This window comes from Microbulbifer variabilis, from assembly GCF_052467165.1.
This window is the reverse complement of sequence record NZ_CP174301.1, coordinates 4818908-4833271: the sequence shown is the minus strand read 5'-3', so window position 1 is coordinate 4833271 and position 14364 is coordinate 4818908. Positions and strand designations below refer to the sequence as shown.

The window sequence follows — 14364 nt, the reverse complement described above, 5'->3', positions numbered from 1 at the left end:
ATCTAATGGCAAGCAGGAGAAAAAACATACACAAAGAGTGCTCAAAAATAGACCGATAACCAGATTACTATCTTGAGAGCATATTTATCCCGTATAATTTGATTATCCCATCAGGCAAACGCCTCAAAAGATTTACACTCAATTTTAAATATTTCATGAAATTTAGAATATCCAGTTTGTTAGTTATTTTTTTATATATTTTATCCAGCTCAGCTCATAGCCGAGACTGGTATGAGTATAAAAGCGAAAATTTTACTGTTTACTCAGATGTATCTGCCAAAAAAGCTAAAAAGCTACTACTTGATCTAGAAAAGTTTCGCAGAGCCTCACTCCTACTCACGGGATTGGAAAACAGGCCAGAAAATTCAAGGCTCAAGGTATATCACTTCAAAAAGTCCAGAGATTTCGATGAATTATCTGGAACAAGACGTACAGTTGGATTTTACACAAATACAATTAATGGCCCTTTGATTTTTTCCCAGGAAAACAATCGGGGAATACTGAATGGCGGAGAAATCATGTTCCATGAATATATCCACCATCTTATGCGAGAACGTGGTGGTATGCGCTATCCCAAATGGTACTCCGAAGGATTTGCAGAACTATTAGCAAGCGCTATTATTAAAAAAGACTCTATAGTAATCGGAAATCTCCCCAAGTGGAGGCTTTATGGCTTGGAGCAAGGCCCGTTAAAAGCCAAACAAATAATCAAGCCAGATCTAACAAAAAAAGGCGGAGAATATAATAACAGGTATTACGGCAGCGCCTGGTTACTACTTCATTACTTATTTTTTAGCGAAGACTCCAGGAAAAGTTCGTACAATCAAGCCACAAAGGAATACCTAACAAAAATTAATGAAGGGGGCGATGCCTTAAAGCAATTCCCCATATATTACAATATTGAACTGAAAGAATTAGATGTTGCATTAGTCCACTATCTACGAGAGCGTAAACTATCTGGGTATGAGGTCAAACTCACAATAAATGATATTCAAGTTAATAAAAGAAAAATCAGCAAAAATGAAAAACTGCTACTTTTAGCAGAAAGGGCCATCGATCTGGAAAAGTACGATCTCGCTCTTAGATACTTGGAAAGAGCAGAAAGACAGTCAACCTTAGATCCTGCAATTGATTCTCTTAAATCCAATCTTTTGTTTTATAAAAAGAATTATGAATCGGCAAGTACACTTATCGAGAAGCTAATAGCGATAGGTGAGATAGACTATCGGGTAGCTACGAATTTAGCCATATATTACTTCAATCGACTGGAAAGTAATCTTGAATCCAATCAATGGGACGATAAGAGCTACTCCAAAATCTTGGATTATGCTGATATAGCTATAAAACTAAATCCAAATTCACTTTCGGCGTATCAGTTTAAATGGATGGCTCAGCAGAGAAAAGGCTCTACTATCGACGCCTTAAAGACCATGATGGCCGCTTACCAACAAAATCCAAATAGCATTGAAATCAATGGCTCTATTGGTTTTTTTCTGGCTGAAATCAAAAAACCAAAGCTAGCCAAGCCTTTCCTTGAGAGGACTCTGGCTTGGTCCCACGATGCAAAAGTCCGCGTACGGACAAAAAAACTACTCAAGCGGATTGAAAATGAGTCTGTCATCGAAACCGAGCCAACTGCAAAAAAATCGACGTAACCCTATACTCTAAGGGCATTTTATCTAAGCCCCTATTTTAACTTTATGAAGATTAAGATGGGGCATAAATTAAGAATTTTCAAAATACTAAAGACCTGACTGATGCGTAACCTGGGAATAGTAATTTAGTAGACTAATGCCCTTTTTCTTCTTCTCTCAAGGTCAAGACTTCATAGCCATCCGCAGTAACCAAAACTGTATGCTCCCACTGGGCCGATAATTTTCCGTCTTTGGTCACAACGGTCCAGCCATCTTTTTTCAACTTTGTCTTTCGATTAGCCTGGTTAATCATAGGCTCTATGGTAAATGTCATCCCTTCCTGCAGAATGACCCCACTGCCAGCACGGCCATAATGTAACACTTGCGGCTCCTCGTGCATTTCCTGTCCGATGCCATGCCCACAATATTCACGCACCACACTAAACCCCTGTCGCTCCGTATAGCGCTGTATTGCATTCCCAATATCACCCAGAGTTGCCCCTGGCTTAACTGTACGGATTCCTGCCCACATAGCTTCGTAGCAGCTCTGTACCAACTTTTTCGCAATAGGAGTGACACTGCCGATCATGTACATTTTGCTGGAGTCTGCGATATAGCCCGATTTTTCCAGGGTAATATCCACATTCAAAATGTCACCATCGCGCAGCACCTGCCCCTGTCGCGGCATACCATGACAGACCACTTCATTAACTGAAGTATTGAGAGCGTAAGGGTAGTCGTACTGACCTTTACTGGCTGGCCGTGCTTTTAGTTCCCGAACAATAAACGCCTCCACCTGATTATTAATTTCCATGGTGGTAATGCCCGGTTTCACGAAATCATCAAGCATGCCAAAAACACGGCTGAGTAATTCACCGGAGACACGCATCAACTGCTGCTCTCTTACACTCTTGATCTTAATATTACTCACGAACCAACTCTTCCAAAGTGAAAGACTCAGTGCGCAACAACTTCTTACATAACTGGCTGTAAGTCAGCTCCGGATTCAGCTCAGCCAGCATGCCAATCTTTATCCAGTACTCAGCCTGAGCGTTAATTGAACGCGCCAGGGTTGCACTGGCTTTGCGAATCTCATTGTGTAAATCATCAGAAATTTTGACAATACCCATTTATACAATCCATATTCGTTTCATATACATAGTGTATAGCTGTTTTTCTAATTCGTATAGGGAGTTGAGGCAATTGCATTATGCAACTTATTGCATAGAGGTTAAGGGGGCGATATTGTTAACGAATAACAACAATAGCTATGAGGCCACCATGACCGATACCATCGAAAAGAAGCGCAGTGCACCTAAGCCGAGCCGCCTTCGTATTGGCCGGCGCTATCGCCCAAGCCGTTTGGAAGGGCCCTATGACGCCCTGGTAATAGGCTCGGGGATAGGTGGCCTCACTACTGCAGCAATGCTCAGCGCTACCGGTAAAAAAGTGCTGGTGTTGGAGCAGCACTACACCGCAGGCGGTTATACCCATGCCTACGACCGCAATGGCTATGAGTGGGATGTTGGTGTGCACTACATCGGCGATGTAGGCCAACATCCCACCATGACGCGTAAAATCTTTGATTTTATCTCCGGCCACCAGCTGCATTGGGCGCCAATGGATGAAATTTACGACCGAATTTGTATAGGCGAGGAGCAATTCGACTTACGTGCAGGACGCCAGAACTTTATTGACGAGTTGACGAAGCATTTTCCCAATGAGCGGGAAAATATCGAACGTTACCTTGGCCGCCTCAATGAAGTAGCCAAATCAATGCAGCGTCTAGCACTGGAAAAACTTCTTCCCTCCTGGTGCACCCCTTTAGTGCGCCTGTGGCGGAAGCTACGCGACCCCTCATGGCTGAACAAAACTACCCGTGAGGTGCTGGCCGAGATTACCCAAAATGAAAAACTGATTTCAGTGCTCACAGGCCAATGGGGTGACAACGGTATGACCCCTGCCGAGAGTAGTTTTATTATTCATGCATTAATTGCCAAGCATTACTTATATGGTGGCTATTACCCAGTTGGTGGTGCCAGTAAAATTTCCGAAACCATTATTCCTCAAATACAAGCCAGTGGTGGTGAAGTCTTCACTTATGCCACTGTGGAGACCGTTCTCCTGGATGGTAACCATGTCCGCGGGGTTCATATGTCCGATGGCACGGAAATAGAAGCTCCACTGGTAATTTCCGGGGCCGGAGTTTTCAATACTTTTGAAAAACTGTTGCCACAAAGTGCTAGCGAGCGCCTTGGGTATACGCGCGATCTCAAAACTGTTAACCGCTCCATGTCCCACCTCTGCCTTTATATTGGCTTGGAAAAAACTGCGGAAGAGTTACAGCTACCCAAAACCAATTACTGGCTATACACCAGCGATAATTATGAGAAAGACATGCAGGAATTCCTGCAGGACAGCAGCAAGGATATTCCTTTAACCTACATCTCCTTTCCTTCGGCCAAGGACCCTACCTTTACTCAACGCTATCCGGGACGTGCCACTATAGAAATTGTGGCTCCAGCCAACTATGACTGGTTTACCCAGTGGCATGAAAAGCCCTGGGGCAAACGGGGTGATGATTACGAAGCCTTGAAAGAAGAATTTAGCCAGCGCCTGCTGGAGCATCTTTACAAGCACTTCCCACATCTGCGCGGGCAAATTGACTATTACGAGCTATCCACACCACTCTCTACAGACTATTTCTGCTTTTATCCCCAAGGTGAGATTTACGGACTTGATCACGACCCAAACCGCTTCGAGCAAAGCTGGCTGCGCCCCCAAACCCGACTCAAAGGCTTATATCTAACCGGCCAGGATGTAATGAGCTGTGGTGTTGCCGGCGCTATGATTTCAGGTGTACTAACCGCACAGAGTATCCTCGGCTGGCGTCAGGGAGCCAAACTAATGCGCCAGGTATTTACAAGTAAACCAGAACAGAAAGGAAACAATGAGGCAGAGGGGCTTAGCAAAGCTACCGGTTAATCAAGACACCTAACCTTACTACTAAACCTGGCTGCGATACGCTGGGTTTAGTTTTAAAGGGAACAATTAAGCCGAAGCTATTGGCGCCTTGGCAACTTGCTGGGCACCCGATCAAAATTCAAAACCCTGATTACCAAGCGGCGATTCTCTCTCTGCCCCTCTTTACTGCTGTTATCGGCGATCGGGTCAGTATCGCCATAACCCTGGGCTTCCATACGTTCAGTCGATATCCCCCTTTCCACCAGAAAGTGCCTTACCCAATCGGCTCGCCACTGGGACAGATGCAGATTCTTCTTGGGGTCGCCATCATTGTCGGTATGTCCTTCGATGGTGATTCGCAGGTCTGGGAAGTCACGCATGATAACCAGCAGGGCTTCCAAGTCGCCAATACTATCCATGCGTGGAGCGAAACCGCCTGGATCAAACTCCAGGCGCAAGATAAAAGTATCGCCACCCTTTCGAGGATTCCCACGCAGAAAGCGCACCAGTTCATCTGCAAAAGGGGCTGCTTGGCGCGCAGCCTTTTCACTCTCACCCGACTGAACCTCGGTTAGGGGTTTCAGCGCATATTTCTTATTGGGATCGGGGCAACCGGCGATAAGTATCACCAGTAGGGAAAAACAGCAGACGAAAGTGTATTTGCCCGCCATAAACAGGACTTCCGGTTTCTAGACGTCAGATTCAGTGTAGACGCCCTGAAATCCTCAAAGCAGAGGCGGGACAATCGCTGGCAGTTACAGGCCGCACGGCTCCCTCATATAAAATTCAAAACCGCCATCATATCGCTCACCACCCGCGCCCCCTGCTTCTCGAGCTGAGGCGCACGTACAGGGTGGCCACTAAAGCCCACTACGCGCATACCCGCCGCCACTGCGGCCTGGACACCGGAAATGGAGTCCTCCACTACCAGGCAGCGCCCGGGGACAACCCCCATGGTATCAGCCGCATGAAGGAAAAGTTCTGGCCATGGTTTGCCACGGGATACATCTTCGGCGCTGAATATTCTGCCGTCAAAATACTCGTACAACCCGGTTTTATTCAGGGTTAGCTGCATTTTCTTATGAGAACCGGAGGAGGCGACACAGCTGCGCAAGCCTATCTTCTGCAACTGATCGAGCAAGCCTTCAATACCGGCTACAGGCTGCAATTCTGCATGGAAGGCCTCACGAATCAGGCGTTCCGTATTGCCAAAGTAGTGATCGGGCAGGGGGCCACCGTAACGCTTCTCGATCTCCAGCAGGCAGTCCTTGGCGGGCCGCCCACTGAACTGCTCATCCAACTCCTCTGCGGTAGTGGATATTCCGAGCTTATTCATTTCCTCCGCCAGTATGCGACAGACGATACTCTCGCTATCTACCAGCACACCGTCACAATCGAAAATAATTAAGTCTGTGGAAGACATGGGACCCCATCAAATCATCGCGCAGAGAGCAGCATCAGGCCGAGTATCACACCGACAATACCACCTATGCGCAGGAAGTTTTCGTTGCCATGGGAGATCTTGATCGCCAACGCCTTGCTGCGCTCAAAACCAATCTGCAGCATATAGGCGCCGCTGAGCAAAACCAGCACACCCAGCGCATTAAACAGGATATACCAGTGGCGGGTATCTGCGATCAGTAACAGGATTAAACCGATTATAATTCTTGCCCAGGCGGAAAAGGCAAAACCAGTTTCATTTAAGCGCTCACTGAGATCCCGTGCCAAATTAGGGCGGGCAATAATCGCAGCAGACAATACGATAATTGAGATTCCCAGCAGCCATATAATCACTTTAATCATGCTTTCCCTTCCCTGAATACACTTAAATTCATTTTATCCGTCAGGTATCCGCTTACAAATCCCCCCATTGGAACTGCAACACTGACAGTGCGGCTATAGGCGCGGTCTCTGTACGCATCACCCGCGGCCCCAATCGTAGCGGCATGAAGTTCTGGGCCAAGGCCATATCGATTTCTGCCTGGGACAATCCACCCTCAGGACCCACCAGTAGCAACGCAGAATCTGGTTTGCCACGCTCGGCCTGCCACTGACGTAAATCCAACTCGGTGCGGTGATGCAGCACCAACCTGGCCACAGAGGATGACTCTTGAGTAGAGACTTGTAAATATTGTGTCAGTTTTACCGGCTCGGCAATCTCCGGAACCAGGTTTCGCTCACACTGCTCACAGGCACTAATCGAAATCTGGCGCCAATGCTTGAGCTTTTTTTGCAATCGCTCGCCAGATAATTTTACTTCACAGCGTTCACTAAACAGCGGCTGGATTGTCGCTACCCCCAGCTCTGTAGCCTTCTGCACCACCCAATCAAAGCGTTCTCCACGGGAGATACCGATAGCCAAAGTCAAGGCAAGTGGAGACTGGCGGTCTTTGCCACGAAACTCCCCGGTACGTGCCCGTGCTCGCTTACCGGTTTCAATCAACTCTGCACTGTATTCGCCTCCATGACCATCGAAGAGCGTCAGCGGATGGCCAGTACCCAGCCGCAGGACTTTGACCAGGTGGCGTGAAGCGGACTCATCCAGTTCCACCTCCTGTTGTGTAGTCAGTGGCTGACTGGAAAAAATACGCGGGATGCGCATGGGGATAAATCCTATAAAAACACCATAAAAAAGCCGACTGGAATGTCGGCATTTTGCAGGCAGTTAGTTTAGGCATTTATGCTCTGGAGAAGCAATGGCGGAGTATTTCCACCATTGCTGTGGGTGTGGTGCAGGTCACACTGTCTCCAGTGAGACCGGGGCCTCTCCCTCTCCCAGGCGCTTACTTTTTGGACGAATCACCTCTATCACTTTGTACAGATTTGGCACCAGGATCAGGGTTACTGCGGTAGCAAACAATACGCCGAAAGCGAGACTGATCACCATCGGGATCAGGAACTGTGCCTGGATAGAGCGCTCGAACATGATTGGCACTAAACCGATAAAGGTGGTAATGGAGGTCAAGATAATCGGCCGGAAACGGTCACGTCCCGACTGAACCACCGCATCCATCACTGCCCAGCCCTGGGCACGCAGCTGGTTGATACGATCCATCAGTACCAGGTTATCGTTCACCACTACCCCCGCTGCAGCCAGGAAGCCGAGCATGGACATAATGCTGATGTTATGTCCCATCAACAGGTGTCCAACCACAGCCCCAAAGAATCCGAACGGTACTGCAGTAAGAATCAGCAGCGGCTGCGAGTAGGAGCGGAAGGCAATAGCCAGCAACGCATAAATCGCAAACAACGATAGAACGAAGAAAGCCAGGATAGCGCCGTTAAACTCCTCTTCTTCCTGCATTTCACCGGCAGTTCTCAAAGAAAAACCGGGGAACTGGCGCTTCAGCTCAGGCACCAGAGTTTCGCGCATATCCTTAAGGATTTCCTGCGCAGAGGAAGTATTAGGGGTGATCTCGGCGAAAACCCGCACTGTACGCTCGCGGTTATTGCGGCGAATAGTGGTGTAACCCGGTACATAAACCGCATCTGCCACGGCCGAGAAAGGTACCTCACCTTCCGCCGTACGAATGCGGACCCGATCCATCTGTTCCTCACTGGCGCGCTCTTCCTGGGGATAGCGCACCATCACCCGTACATCTTCACGACCGCGGGGAATACGCTGCACTTCTTCACCATAGAAACCCTGGCGCACCTGCCGGGCCACATCTGCCAAATTGATACCCATGGTGGTGGCATAAGGCTTCAACTGGATTTCAATATCGCGGCGGGCACTGGTGAGGTTGTCACGAACATCATATACACCGGCATAGGTATTGAGCTTCTCCTTTACCGCATCCGCAGCGGCACGCAATTCATCCATATCTCCGGAAGCGGTGCTCAAGTTCAGGCTCATACCGTTGCCCCCATCGTTGATGGTGGCATCGATATTCAAGTCTTCAACACTGGCCGGCATTTCGCCGATGAGTTGACGCCAGCGCAATGCCAGAGTTTTGGAGGTTACATCGCGCAGTTCGCCGTCAGTCAGCTGCAATATCACAAAGATATTGCCTCGCCAGTTGAACACCATAGAGTTTTGAACAAAGGGCTCGCCGTTATTTTGCTTTAGCATTTCCTCATCAGCCGCGAGCTTATCTGCCGCAGCCAGCACCTGGTTCATCACCCGTTCTGCTTCATGGAAGGGCTCACCAGAGGCCATGCTGGCCCGTAATTCCAACAGATCCGAAGGTACCTGCGGCGAGAAGGAGGAACCCACATAACCGCTCATAAAAACACTAATGGAAAGCCCGAGAGCCGATATAAAGATCATTACCGTGCTGCGGCTGTTACCGAGCGACTTCTTCAACAAGGGCAGGTAGTACTTATCACCGGCAGTCTTCATCGCTCCGGCAAAATGCCCACGAAGTTTCTGCAGTTTGATACCCACGCGGGTCTTAGCAGGCTGCTCTGGCTTCATACCAACCAAATGCGCCGGCAGAATCAGCAAAGATTCCACCAGGGAAAATGCCAGACACAGTAACACCACCACTGGCAGAGCGAGCATCATCTGTGCTGTATAACCCGGCAGAAACAGCATGGGAATAAAGAACACCATGGTGGAGGTCACGGCAAAAATTACCGGAGCAGAAACCTGCTTTACTCCTTCCTCCGCAGCTGCCAGGCCTGTGACACCGCGATCGTGAGCTGCGTGTACTGCCTCTCCCACGATAATTGCATCGTCCACCACAATCCCAAGAATCAACAGGAAGGCGAAAAGTGACAGCATATTCAGGCTGACACCCGTGATCGGCAACAGCCAGAGGGCACCGAGAAATGCCACCATAATGCCCACCGTCACCCATATTGCCAGGGCCGGGCGCAGGAACAGCATCAGCATTACAAATACCAGGACAAAACCACTCAGGGCATTCGTAGTCAGCAGGTTCATGCGACCTTCAAAGGCCTTGGAGAAGTCGAACCAGATATCAAATTCCATCCCCGGGGGCAGCTGGGTTCGAGCCTCTGCCATAAAGGTCTTGATCCGCTCAGCGGTACCCACAACATCCAACGGCTCACCTTGGACCACTCGCAGGTTCATGGCCGGGTTGCCATTAAAGAGAATGACGTTGTTGTACTCTTCAAAGCCGTCTCGAACCGTAGCCACATCACGCAGAAGTAATACCGAGCCATCGGCGCGGCTGACTACGGGAATACGCTCAAAGTCCTCAGCACTGTATGCCTGACCGCGCGTCTGAACCTGGATATCCCCGCGATCCGAACGCACCATACCTGCCGGCAAATCCAGGGATGAGCGACGCACCGCATCAGCGACATCGTTAAAGCTCAGGTTGTAGCGGCGCAGATCCAATTCGGAAACTTCAATCGACAGCTCATCGGGGCGTTCACCCCAGATATCCACACTGCGCACACCGGGGATTAGCGTCAGTTTGTCACGCAAATCCAGGGCTGTTTCCTTGAGCTGACGCTCGGAAACCGGGCCGCCGATGGCGATCATCATCAGCTGGGTATCCCACTCTTGCAGTCGGATTATTGGGCGCTCAATCCCCTCAGGAAAAGTATTGATGCTGTCCACCTGCACCTTGATATCGTTGAGCAGGCGCAGCTCGTCATAACCATCTACGGCCTGAACTTCAACTGAAGAGTGGCCACGGCGCGAGGCAGAGTTGACCTCTTTAATTCCCTTGACCTCAGCGATCGCCTCTTCAACACGCACAGTAACCTGCTGCTCTACTTCCGCAGGGCCAGCACCAGGGTAGGAAATATTCACCTCTACAATGCCCGGCTGAATAGCCGGGAAAACTTCGCGATCGATACCGCTAATACCAAAAATACCGCCGATGATGATCATAATCATCAGCAGGTTCGCGGCCTTACTGTTGCGCACGAACCAGGGAATGATGCCGTTCATCACTGACCTCCCTGTGAGGCGTTATTCGCCGCCGCAGTCTCACTGACCGCTGTAGCAGCCGCATCAGAGGTGCCCTCGACACTGTCAATTAACCCTGCGGGCTTCTCATTAAGAGGATTGGCAGTGAGTGCCATGCCCTCGCGGGAATAACCCAAGCTGGAAACCACCACGCGATCACCAGTAGCGATTTCACCACGTAACCAAACCTTGTCACCAATGCTCTGCAGTAACTCCACTTCTTTGAATATGAGCTTGCTCTCTTCATTCAAAACCAAAAGGTGGTCTCCTTCATGCAATGCCTGGCGTGGCAATTCCACCACATCATCGAAGGTCCTGCCGGCGATATCCGCCTCAACAAAAAGACCATTCATCAGCGGTGCATCGCCTTTGTAAGGGTTCTGTACCTGGGCCACAGCAAAAATAAAGCGACTATTAGGATCGATGCTCGCCTCGGTACGTACGAGCTTCGCACGCCACTCCCGTTCACGCCCAGCCACTACTGCCTGGAGCCGCACTTCAGGGCCATTTTCAATTGTTTTACCCAATGGGAGATCGAGTAGGGCAAGTTGCTGATCAGTCAGGGGCAGACGCACTTCGGCAATACCGGTACTGTGGATTTTCGCCAACCTGGTTCCAGGGGTGATGTACTGACCCAGATCGACATAGGTTTCAACCACACGGCCTGCAAAAGGCGCTGTTATCGTTGTGCGCTTCAAGTCCAGTTTGGCTTGATCGCGATCCGCGCCCGCTGCTGCCACGGCGGCCTCTGCTGCTGCCAGGTGGGGCTTACGCAAGAACAGGGCATTTGCCTCTTCACTACCCAAATCGCGCCATTCACGCTTGGCCTGCTTGGCACGGCCTTGCTCCTGAGCCAGGGCTGACTTAGCGTCGGCTAACTGTGACTCAGCGCGAGTTACTTTGTAAATGTAATCGGCTTGCTCAAACTTCAGCAGGGGCTCCCCTTTTGAGAAAAATCCACCGGGTACAAAGGCATCGGCAACGCTTTCGATAACACCACCAACACGAGCCACCACTTCAATTTCGTGGCGGGCATGCACTGTACCCTGGCTGGGCACCAGCAGTGTCTGGCGGCCTGGCTCCACATAGAGAACATCCGCAACTGGCGGCACCACCGCTTCCGGTGGTTTCTCCTCAGGTTTGGGCTTCAGTGCAACCACCAAGGAAATTGCAGCCGCCCCAATGGCCACAACGATAAGTAACAGCTTGTTCTTGCTCGACACTTTCACAGGCACCCTCTACCCCATTTTGTGACCGAAACTGGTCAAATTTTAATTAGCGCGCATTTTACAGATGTTCGACGCAGATAAGCGTGTATTTGGATGCAGGTTGCCGCACGAGTTTGTGCCCTATCGCAAACCTTTCTCGCAACGCTCTGGTAACGCATAATGCCCGACCCAATTTACCGTTGTAGGAGAGACAGGCGGGCCGCACAAAGCCAAGGAAACCGATGGGCTAGTTCCCGGTCAAACCCCGCTCCTAGAGGTACGAAATCCCCCGGAAAACGGATGTAAACATCAAATGCTGGATATCAACGTTCGCATCGCCGAAGAACTCAATGTACGCCCACAACAAGTCACGGCCGCAGTATCCCTGCTCGATGAAGGCGCCACTGTGCCATTTATCGCCCGCTACCGGAAGGAGGTGACTGGGGCCCTGGATGACACCCAATTACGCAATCTGGAAGATCGCCTACGCTACCTGCGTGAACTGGAAGAGCGCCGCGCAGCCATCCTGAAAAGTATTGATGAACAGGGCAAACTCTCTCCGGAGCTGGCGCAACAGATCAACAGTGCCGACACCAAAAACCGCCTCGAAGACCTCTACCTTCCCTACAAACCCAAACGTCGCACCAAAGGACAAATTGCCATAGAGGCGGGACTGGAGCCACTGGCTAATGCGCTGATTAACGATCCCAGCCTAGACCCTGCTGTAGAAGCTCAGCAATATCTCAACACCGACCACGAAGACGCCTCCCTACAAGTAAAAGACATCAAAGCTGCCCTGGACGGGGCCAAATTCATCCTGATGGAACGATTCGCCGAGGATGCCGAGCTTCTGGGCAAACTGCGCGAATTCCTCAAACGGGATGGGCAGGTCAAATCCAAACTGCTGGATGGTAAAGAAGAAGAGGGAGCCAAGTTCCGCGATTACTTCGAGTATGCCGAAGACTGGTCCAAGGTTCCCTCTCACCGCGCCCTGGCAATTTTTCGCGGCCGCAATGAGGGCATCCTCGCTATCAGCGTAGGTTTGCCAGAGGAGGAGGGAGCTCCCCCCACCGCCGGCCACCCTTGTGAAACCATGATTGCGAGACACTTCGATATTAGCGATGAAGGACGCTCTGCAGATAAGTGGCTCGGCGAAGTAGTGCGCTGGACTTGGCGTATCAAGCTGCTTACCGCACTGGAAACCGACCTGCTGGGTGAACTGCGAGAAAAAGCCGAGGAAGAAGCGATCAAGGTATTCTCCCGCAACCTTAAAGACTTGTTATTAGCGGCACCTGCTGGACAAAAAGCCACTATCGGCCTGGACCCAGGCCTGCGCACCGGCGTCAAAGTAGCAGTGGTAGATGCCACCGGTAAAATACTGGACCACACCGCTATCTTCCCCAACCCACCACAGAACCGCCATCAGGAGTCCGCTGCTGTTATCGCAGCCCTATGCAACAAATATAATGTGGGCCTGATCGCTATCGGCAACGGCACCGCCAGCCGTGAGACCGATAAGTTTGTAGGCGAAACTATCAAGCAATACAAACTCAGCGCGCAGAAAGTAGTGGTGAACGAGGCTGGTGCATCTGTGTACTCTGCCTCTGAATTTGCCGCTCGGGAATTCCCTGACCTGGACGTGACTATTCGCGGCGCTATCTCTATCGCCCGCCGTCTGCAGGACCCGCTGGCAGAACTTGTAAAGATCGAACCCAAATCCATTGGTGTTGGCCAATATCAACACGATGTGTCACAGACACAGTTAGCGCGCTCCCTCGACGCTGTAGTAGAAGACTGTGTAAACGGTGTCGGTGCAGAGCTGAACTCCGCCTCAGCACCACTGCTGGCCAAAGTTTCTGGCCTGACTGCCTCTATCGCCAGCAACATCGTCAGCTATCGCGACCAAAACGGTGCCTTTAAAAATCGTAAACAACTGATGAAAGTCCCTCGCCTTGGCCCAAAGGCCTTTGAGCAAGCCGCCGGATTCCTGCGCATTAACAATGGCGATAACCCCTTGGATAAATCCGGCGTACACCCGGAATCCTACATTGTGGTAAAACGCATCGCCGAGAAAAGCAGCCGTGAGATCAACAGCCTGATCGGTGACTCCGCCTTCCTGCGTCGCCTGAATCCAGCGGACTACACCGACGAAAAGTTCGGGGTACCCACCGTTACCGACATCATCGCCGAACTGGAAAAGCCCGGTCGCGACCCGCGTCCGGAATTCCGCACCGCTCGTTTTGAAGAGGGCGTGGAGGAAATCAAGGACCTGCGCCCGGCTATGATTCTTGAAGGTACCGTAACCAATGTCACCAACTTCGGTGCCTTTGTGGATATCGGTGTGCACCAGGACGGCCTGGTGCATATTTCCGCACTCTCAGAAAAGTTCGTCAAAGATCCCCATGAGGTGGTTAAAGCCGGCGATATTGTAAAAGTAAAAGTGATGGAAGTGGACGTTGCCCGCAAGCGTATTGGCCTTTCCATGCGTCTCTCCGACGAACCAGGAGAACAGGGAAGCGGAGGTGTTAAAAAAGGTGATCAACGGGAAAATCGTCAGGCTCAGCGCTACAACAAACAGCAAGGCAGTCGACAGCAGAAGGGGGCCCAAGCTAGCAGCCGTGGTAGTATGGGGGATATTCTGGCTGCAGCCATGAACAAAAAGAAATAACTA

At 50.5% G+C, this 14364-nt stretch carries 11 protein-coding genes; 3 read left to right on the top strand and 8 right to left on the bottom strand.

Annotation, left to right across the window (positions count from 1 at the left end; genetic code table 11):
- The first annotated feature begins 176 nt into the window (after window positions 1-176).
- On the top strand, window positions 177-1655 hold the full coding sequence (locus ACJJIP_RS21515) for a tetratricopeptide repeat protein (protein WP_444945952.1): 1479 nt from the start codon (window positions 177-179) through the stop codon (window positions 1653-1655).
- A 133-nt stretch (window positions 1656-1788) separates the two neighbouring features.
- Here the strand turns inward: ACJJIP_RS21515 and map are convergent, their stop codons facing one another.
- Window positions 1789-2565, bottom strand: a complete 777-nt coding sequence (gene map / locus ACJJIP_RS21510; protein WP_444945951.1) for a type I methionyl aminopeptidase — start codon at window positions 2563-2565, stop codon at window positions 1789-1791.
- The gene (locus ACJJIP_RS21505) at window positions 2558-2764 is read right to left on the bottom strand and encodes a ParD-like family protein (protein ID WP_444945950.1); all 207 of its coding nucleotides are present in this window, start codon (window positions 2762-2764) and stop codon (window positions 2558-2560) included. Before ACJJIP_RS21505 ends, map begins: the two co-directional genes overlap by 8 nt.
- Before the next feature lie 151 nt (window positions 2765-2915).
- On the opposite strand from ACJJIP_RS21505, the gene ACJJIP_RS21500 reads away from it, so the two are divergent.
- Complete coding sequence (locus ACJJIP_RS21500; RefSeq protein WP_444945949.1) at window positions 2916-4619, top strand: phytoene desaturase family protein; 1704 nt, start codon at window positions 2916-2918, stop codon at window positions 4617-4619.
- Between the two features lie 77 nt (window positions 4620-4696).
- Here ACJJIP_RS21500 and ACJJIP_RS21495 read toward each other — a convergent pair whose 3' ends face one another.
- The 6 genes from ACJJIP_RS21495 to ACJJIP_RS21470 all read right to left on the bottom strand — a co-directional run bounded on the left by ACJJIP_RS21495 (window position 4697) and on the right by ACJJIP_RS21470 (window position 11714).
- Window positions 4697-5269, bottom strand: a complete 573-nt coding sequence (locus ACJJIP_RS21495) for an OmpA family protein (RefSeq protein ID WP_020414045.1) — start codon at window positions 5267-5269, stop codon at window positions 4697-4699.
- A 104-nt stretch (window positions 5270-5373) separates the two neighbouring features.
- Window positions 5374-6021, bottom strand: a complete 648-nt coding sequence (locus tag ACJJIP_RS21490; RefSeq protein ID WP_020414044.1) for an HAD family hydrolase — start codon at window positions 6019-6021, stop codon at window positions 5374-5376.
- A gap of 14 nt (window positions 6022-6035) precedes the next feature.
- Complete coding sequence (locus ACJJIP_RS21485) at window positions 6036-6401, bottom strand: hypothetical protein (RefSeq protein WP_020414043.1); 366 nt, start codon at window positions 6399-6401, stop codon at window positions 6036-6038.
- A 52-nt stretch (window positions 6402-6453) separates the two neighbouring features.
- Window positions 6454-7200 (bottom strand): 16S rRNA (uracil(1498)-N(3))-methyltransferase, encoded by a 747-nt coding sequence (locus ACJJIP_RS21480; RefSeq protein WP_020414042.1) that lies wholly within the window; start codon window positions 7198-7200, stop codon window positions 6454-6456.
- Between the two features lie 135 nt (window positions 7201-7335).
- Window positions 7336-10467 carry an efflux RND transporter permease subunit gene (locus ACJJIP_RS21475; protein ID WP_282952117.1) on the bottom strand — a complete coding sequence of 1044 codons (3132 nt, stop codon included), beginning with the start codon at window positions 10465-10467 and terminating at the stop codon, window positions 7336-7338.
- Complete coding sequence (locus ACJJIP_RS21470) at window positions 10467-11714, bottom strand: efflux RND transporter periplasmic adaptor subunit (protein ID WP_020414040.1); 1248 nt, start codon at window positions 11712-11714, stop codon at window positions 10467-10469. The genes ACJJIP_RS21475 and ACJJIP_RS21470 overlap by 1 nt, the downstream gene beginning before the upstream one ends.
- Before the next feature lie 292 nt (window positions 11715-12006).
- Between ACJJIP_RS21470 and ACJJIP_RS21465 the strand changes: the two genes are divergently transcribed.
- Window positions 12007-14361: a Tex family protein gene (locus tag ACJJIP_RS21465; RefSeq protein ID WP_444945948.1), complete on the top strand. Its 2355-nt coding sequence runs from the start codon at window positions 12007-12009 to the stop codon at window positions 14359-14361.
- Window positions 14362-14364: the final 3 nt, after the last annotated feature.

What these genes read in the sequence shown, in the direction of transcription:
- ACJJIP_RS21505 (WP_444945950.1), bottom strand. Translation starts at nt 2,764, where the DNA reads ATGGGTATTGTCAAAATTTCTGATGATTTACACAATGAGATTCGCAAA.
- ACJJIP_RS21500 (WP_444945949.1), top strand. Translation starts at nt 2,916, where the DNA reads ATGACCGATACCATCGAAAAGAAGCGCAGTGCACCTAAGCCGAGCCGC.
- ACJJIP_RS21495 (WP_020414045.1), bottom strand. Translation starts at nt 5,269, where the DNA reads ATGGCGGGCAAATACACTTTCGTCTGCTGTTTTTCCCTACTGGTGATA.
- ACJJIP_RS21490 (WP_020414044.1), bottom strand. Translation starts at nt 6,021, where the DNA reads ATGTCTTCCACAGACTTAATTATTTTCGATTGTGACGGTGTGCTGGTA.
- ACJJIP_RS21485 (WP_020414043.1), bottom strand. Translation starts at nt 6,401, where the DNA reads ATGATTAAAGTGATTATATGGCTGCTGGGAATCTCAATTATCGTATTG.
- ACJJIP_RS21480 (WP_020414042.1), bottom strand. Translation starts at nt 7,200, where the DNA reads ATGCGCATCCCGCGTATTTTTTCCAGTCAGCCACTGACTACACAACAG.
- ACJJIP_RS21475 (WP_282952117.1), bottom strand. Translation starts at nt 10,467, where the DNA reads ATGAACGGCATCATTCCCTGGTTCGTGCGCAACAGTAAGGCCGCGAAC.
- ACJJIP_RS21465 (WP_444945948.1), top strand. Translation starts at nt 12,007, where the DNA reads ATGCTGGATATCAACGTTCGCATCGCCGAAGAACTCAATGTACGCCCA.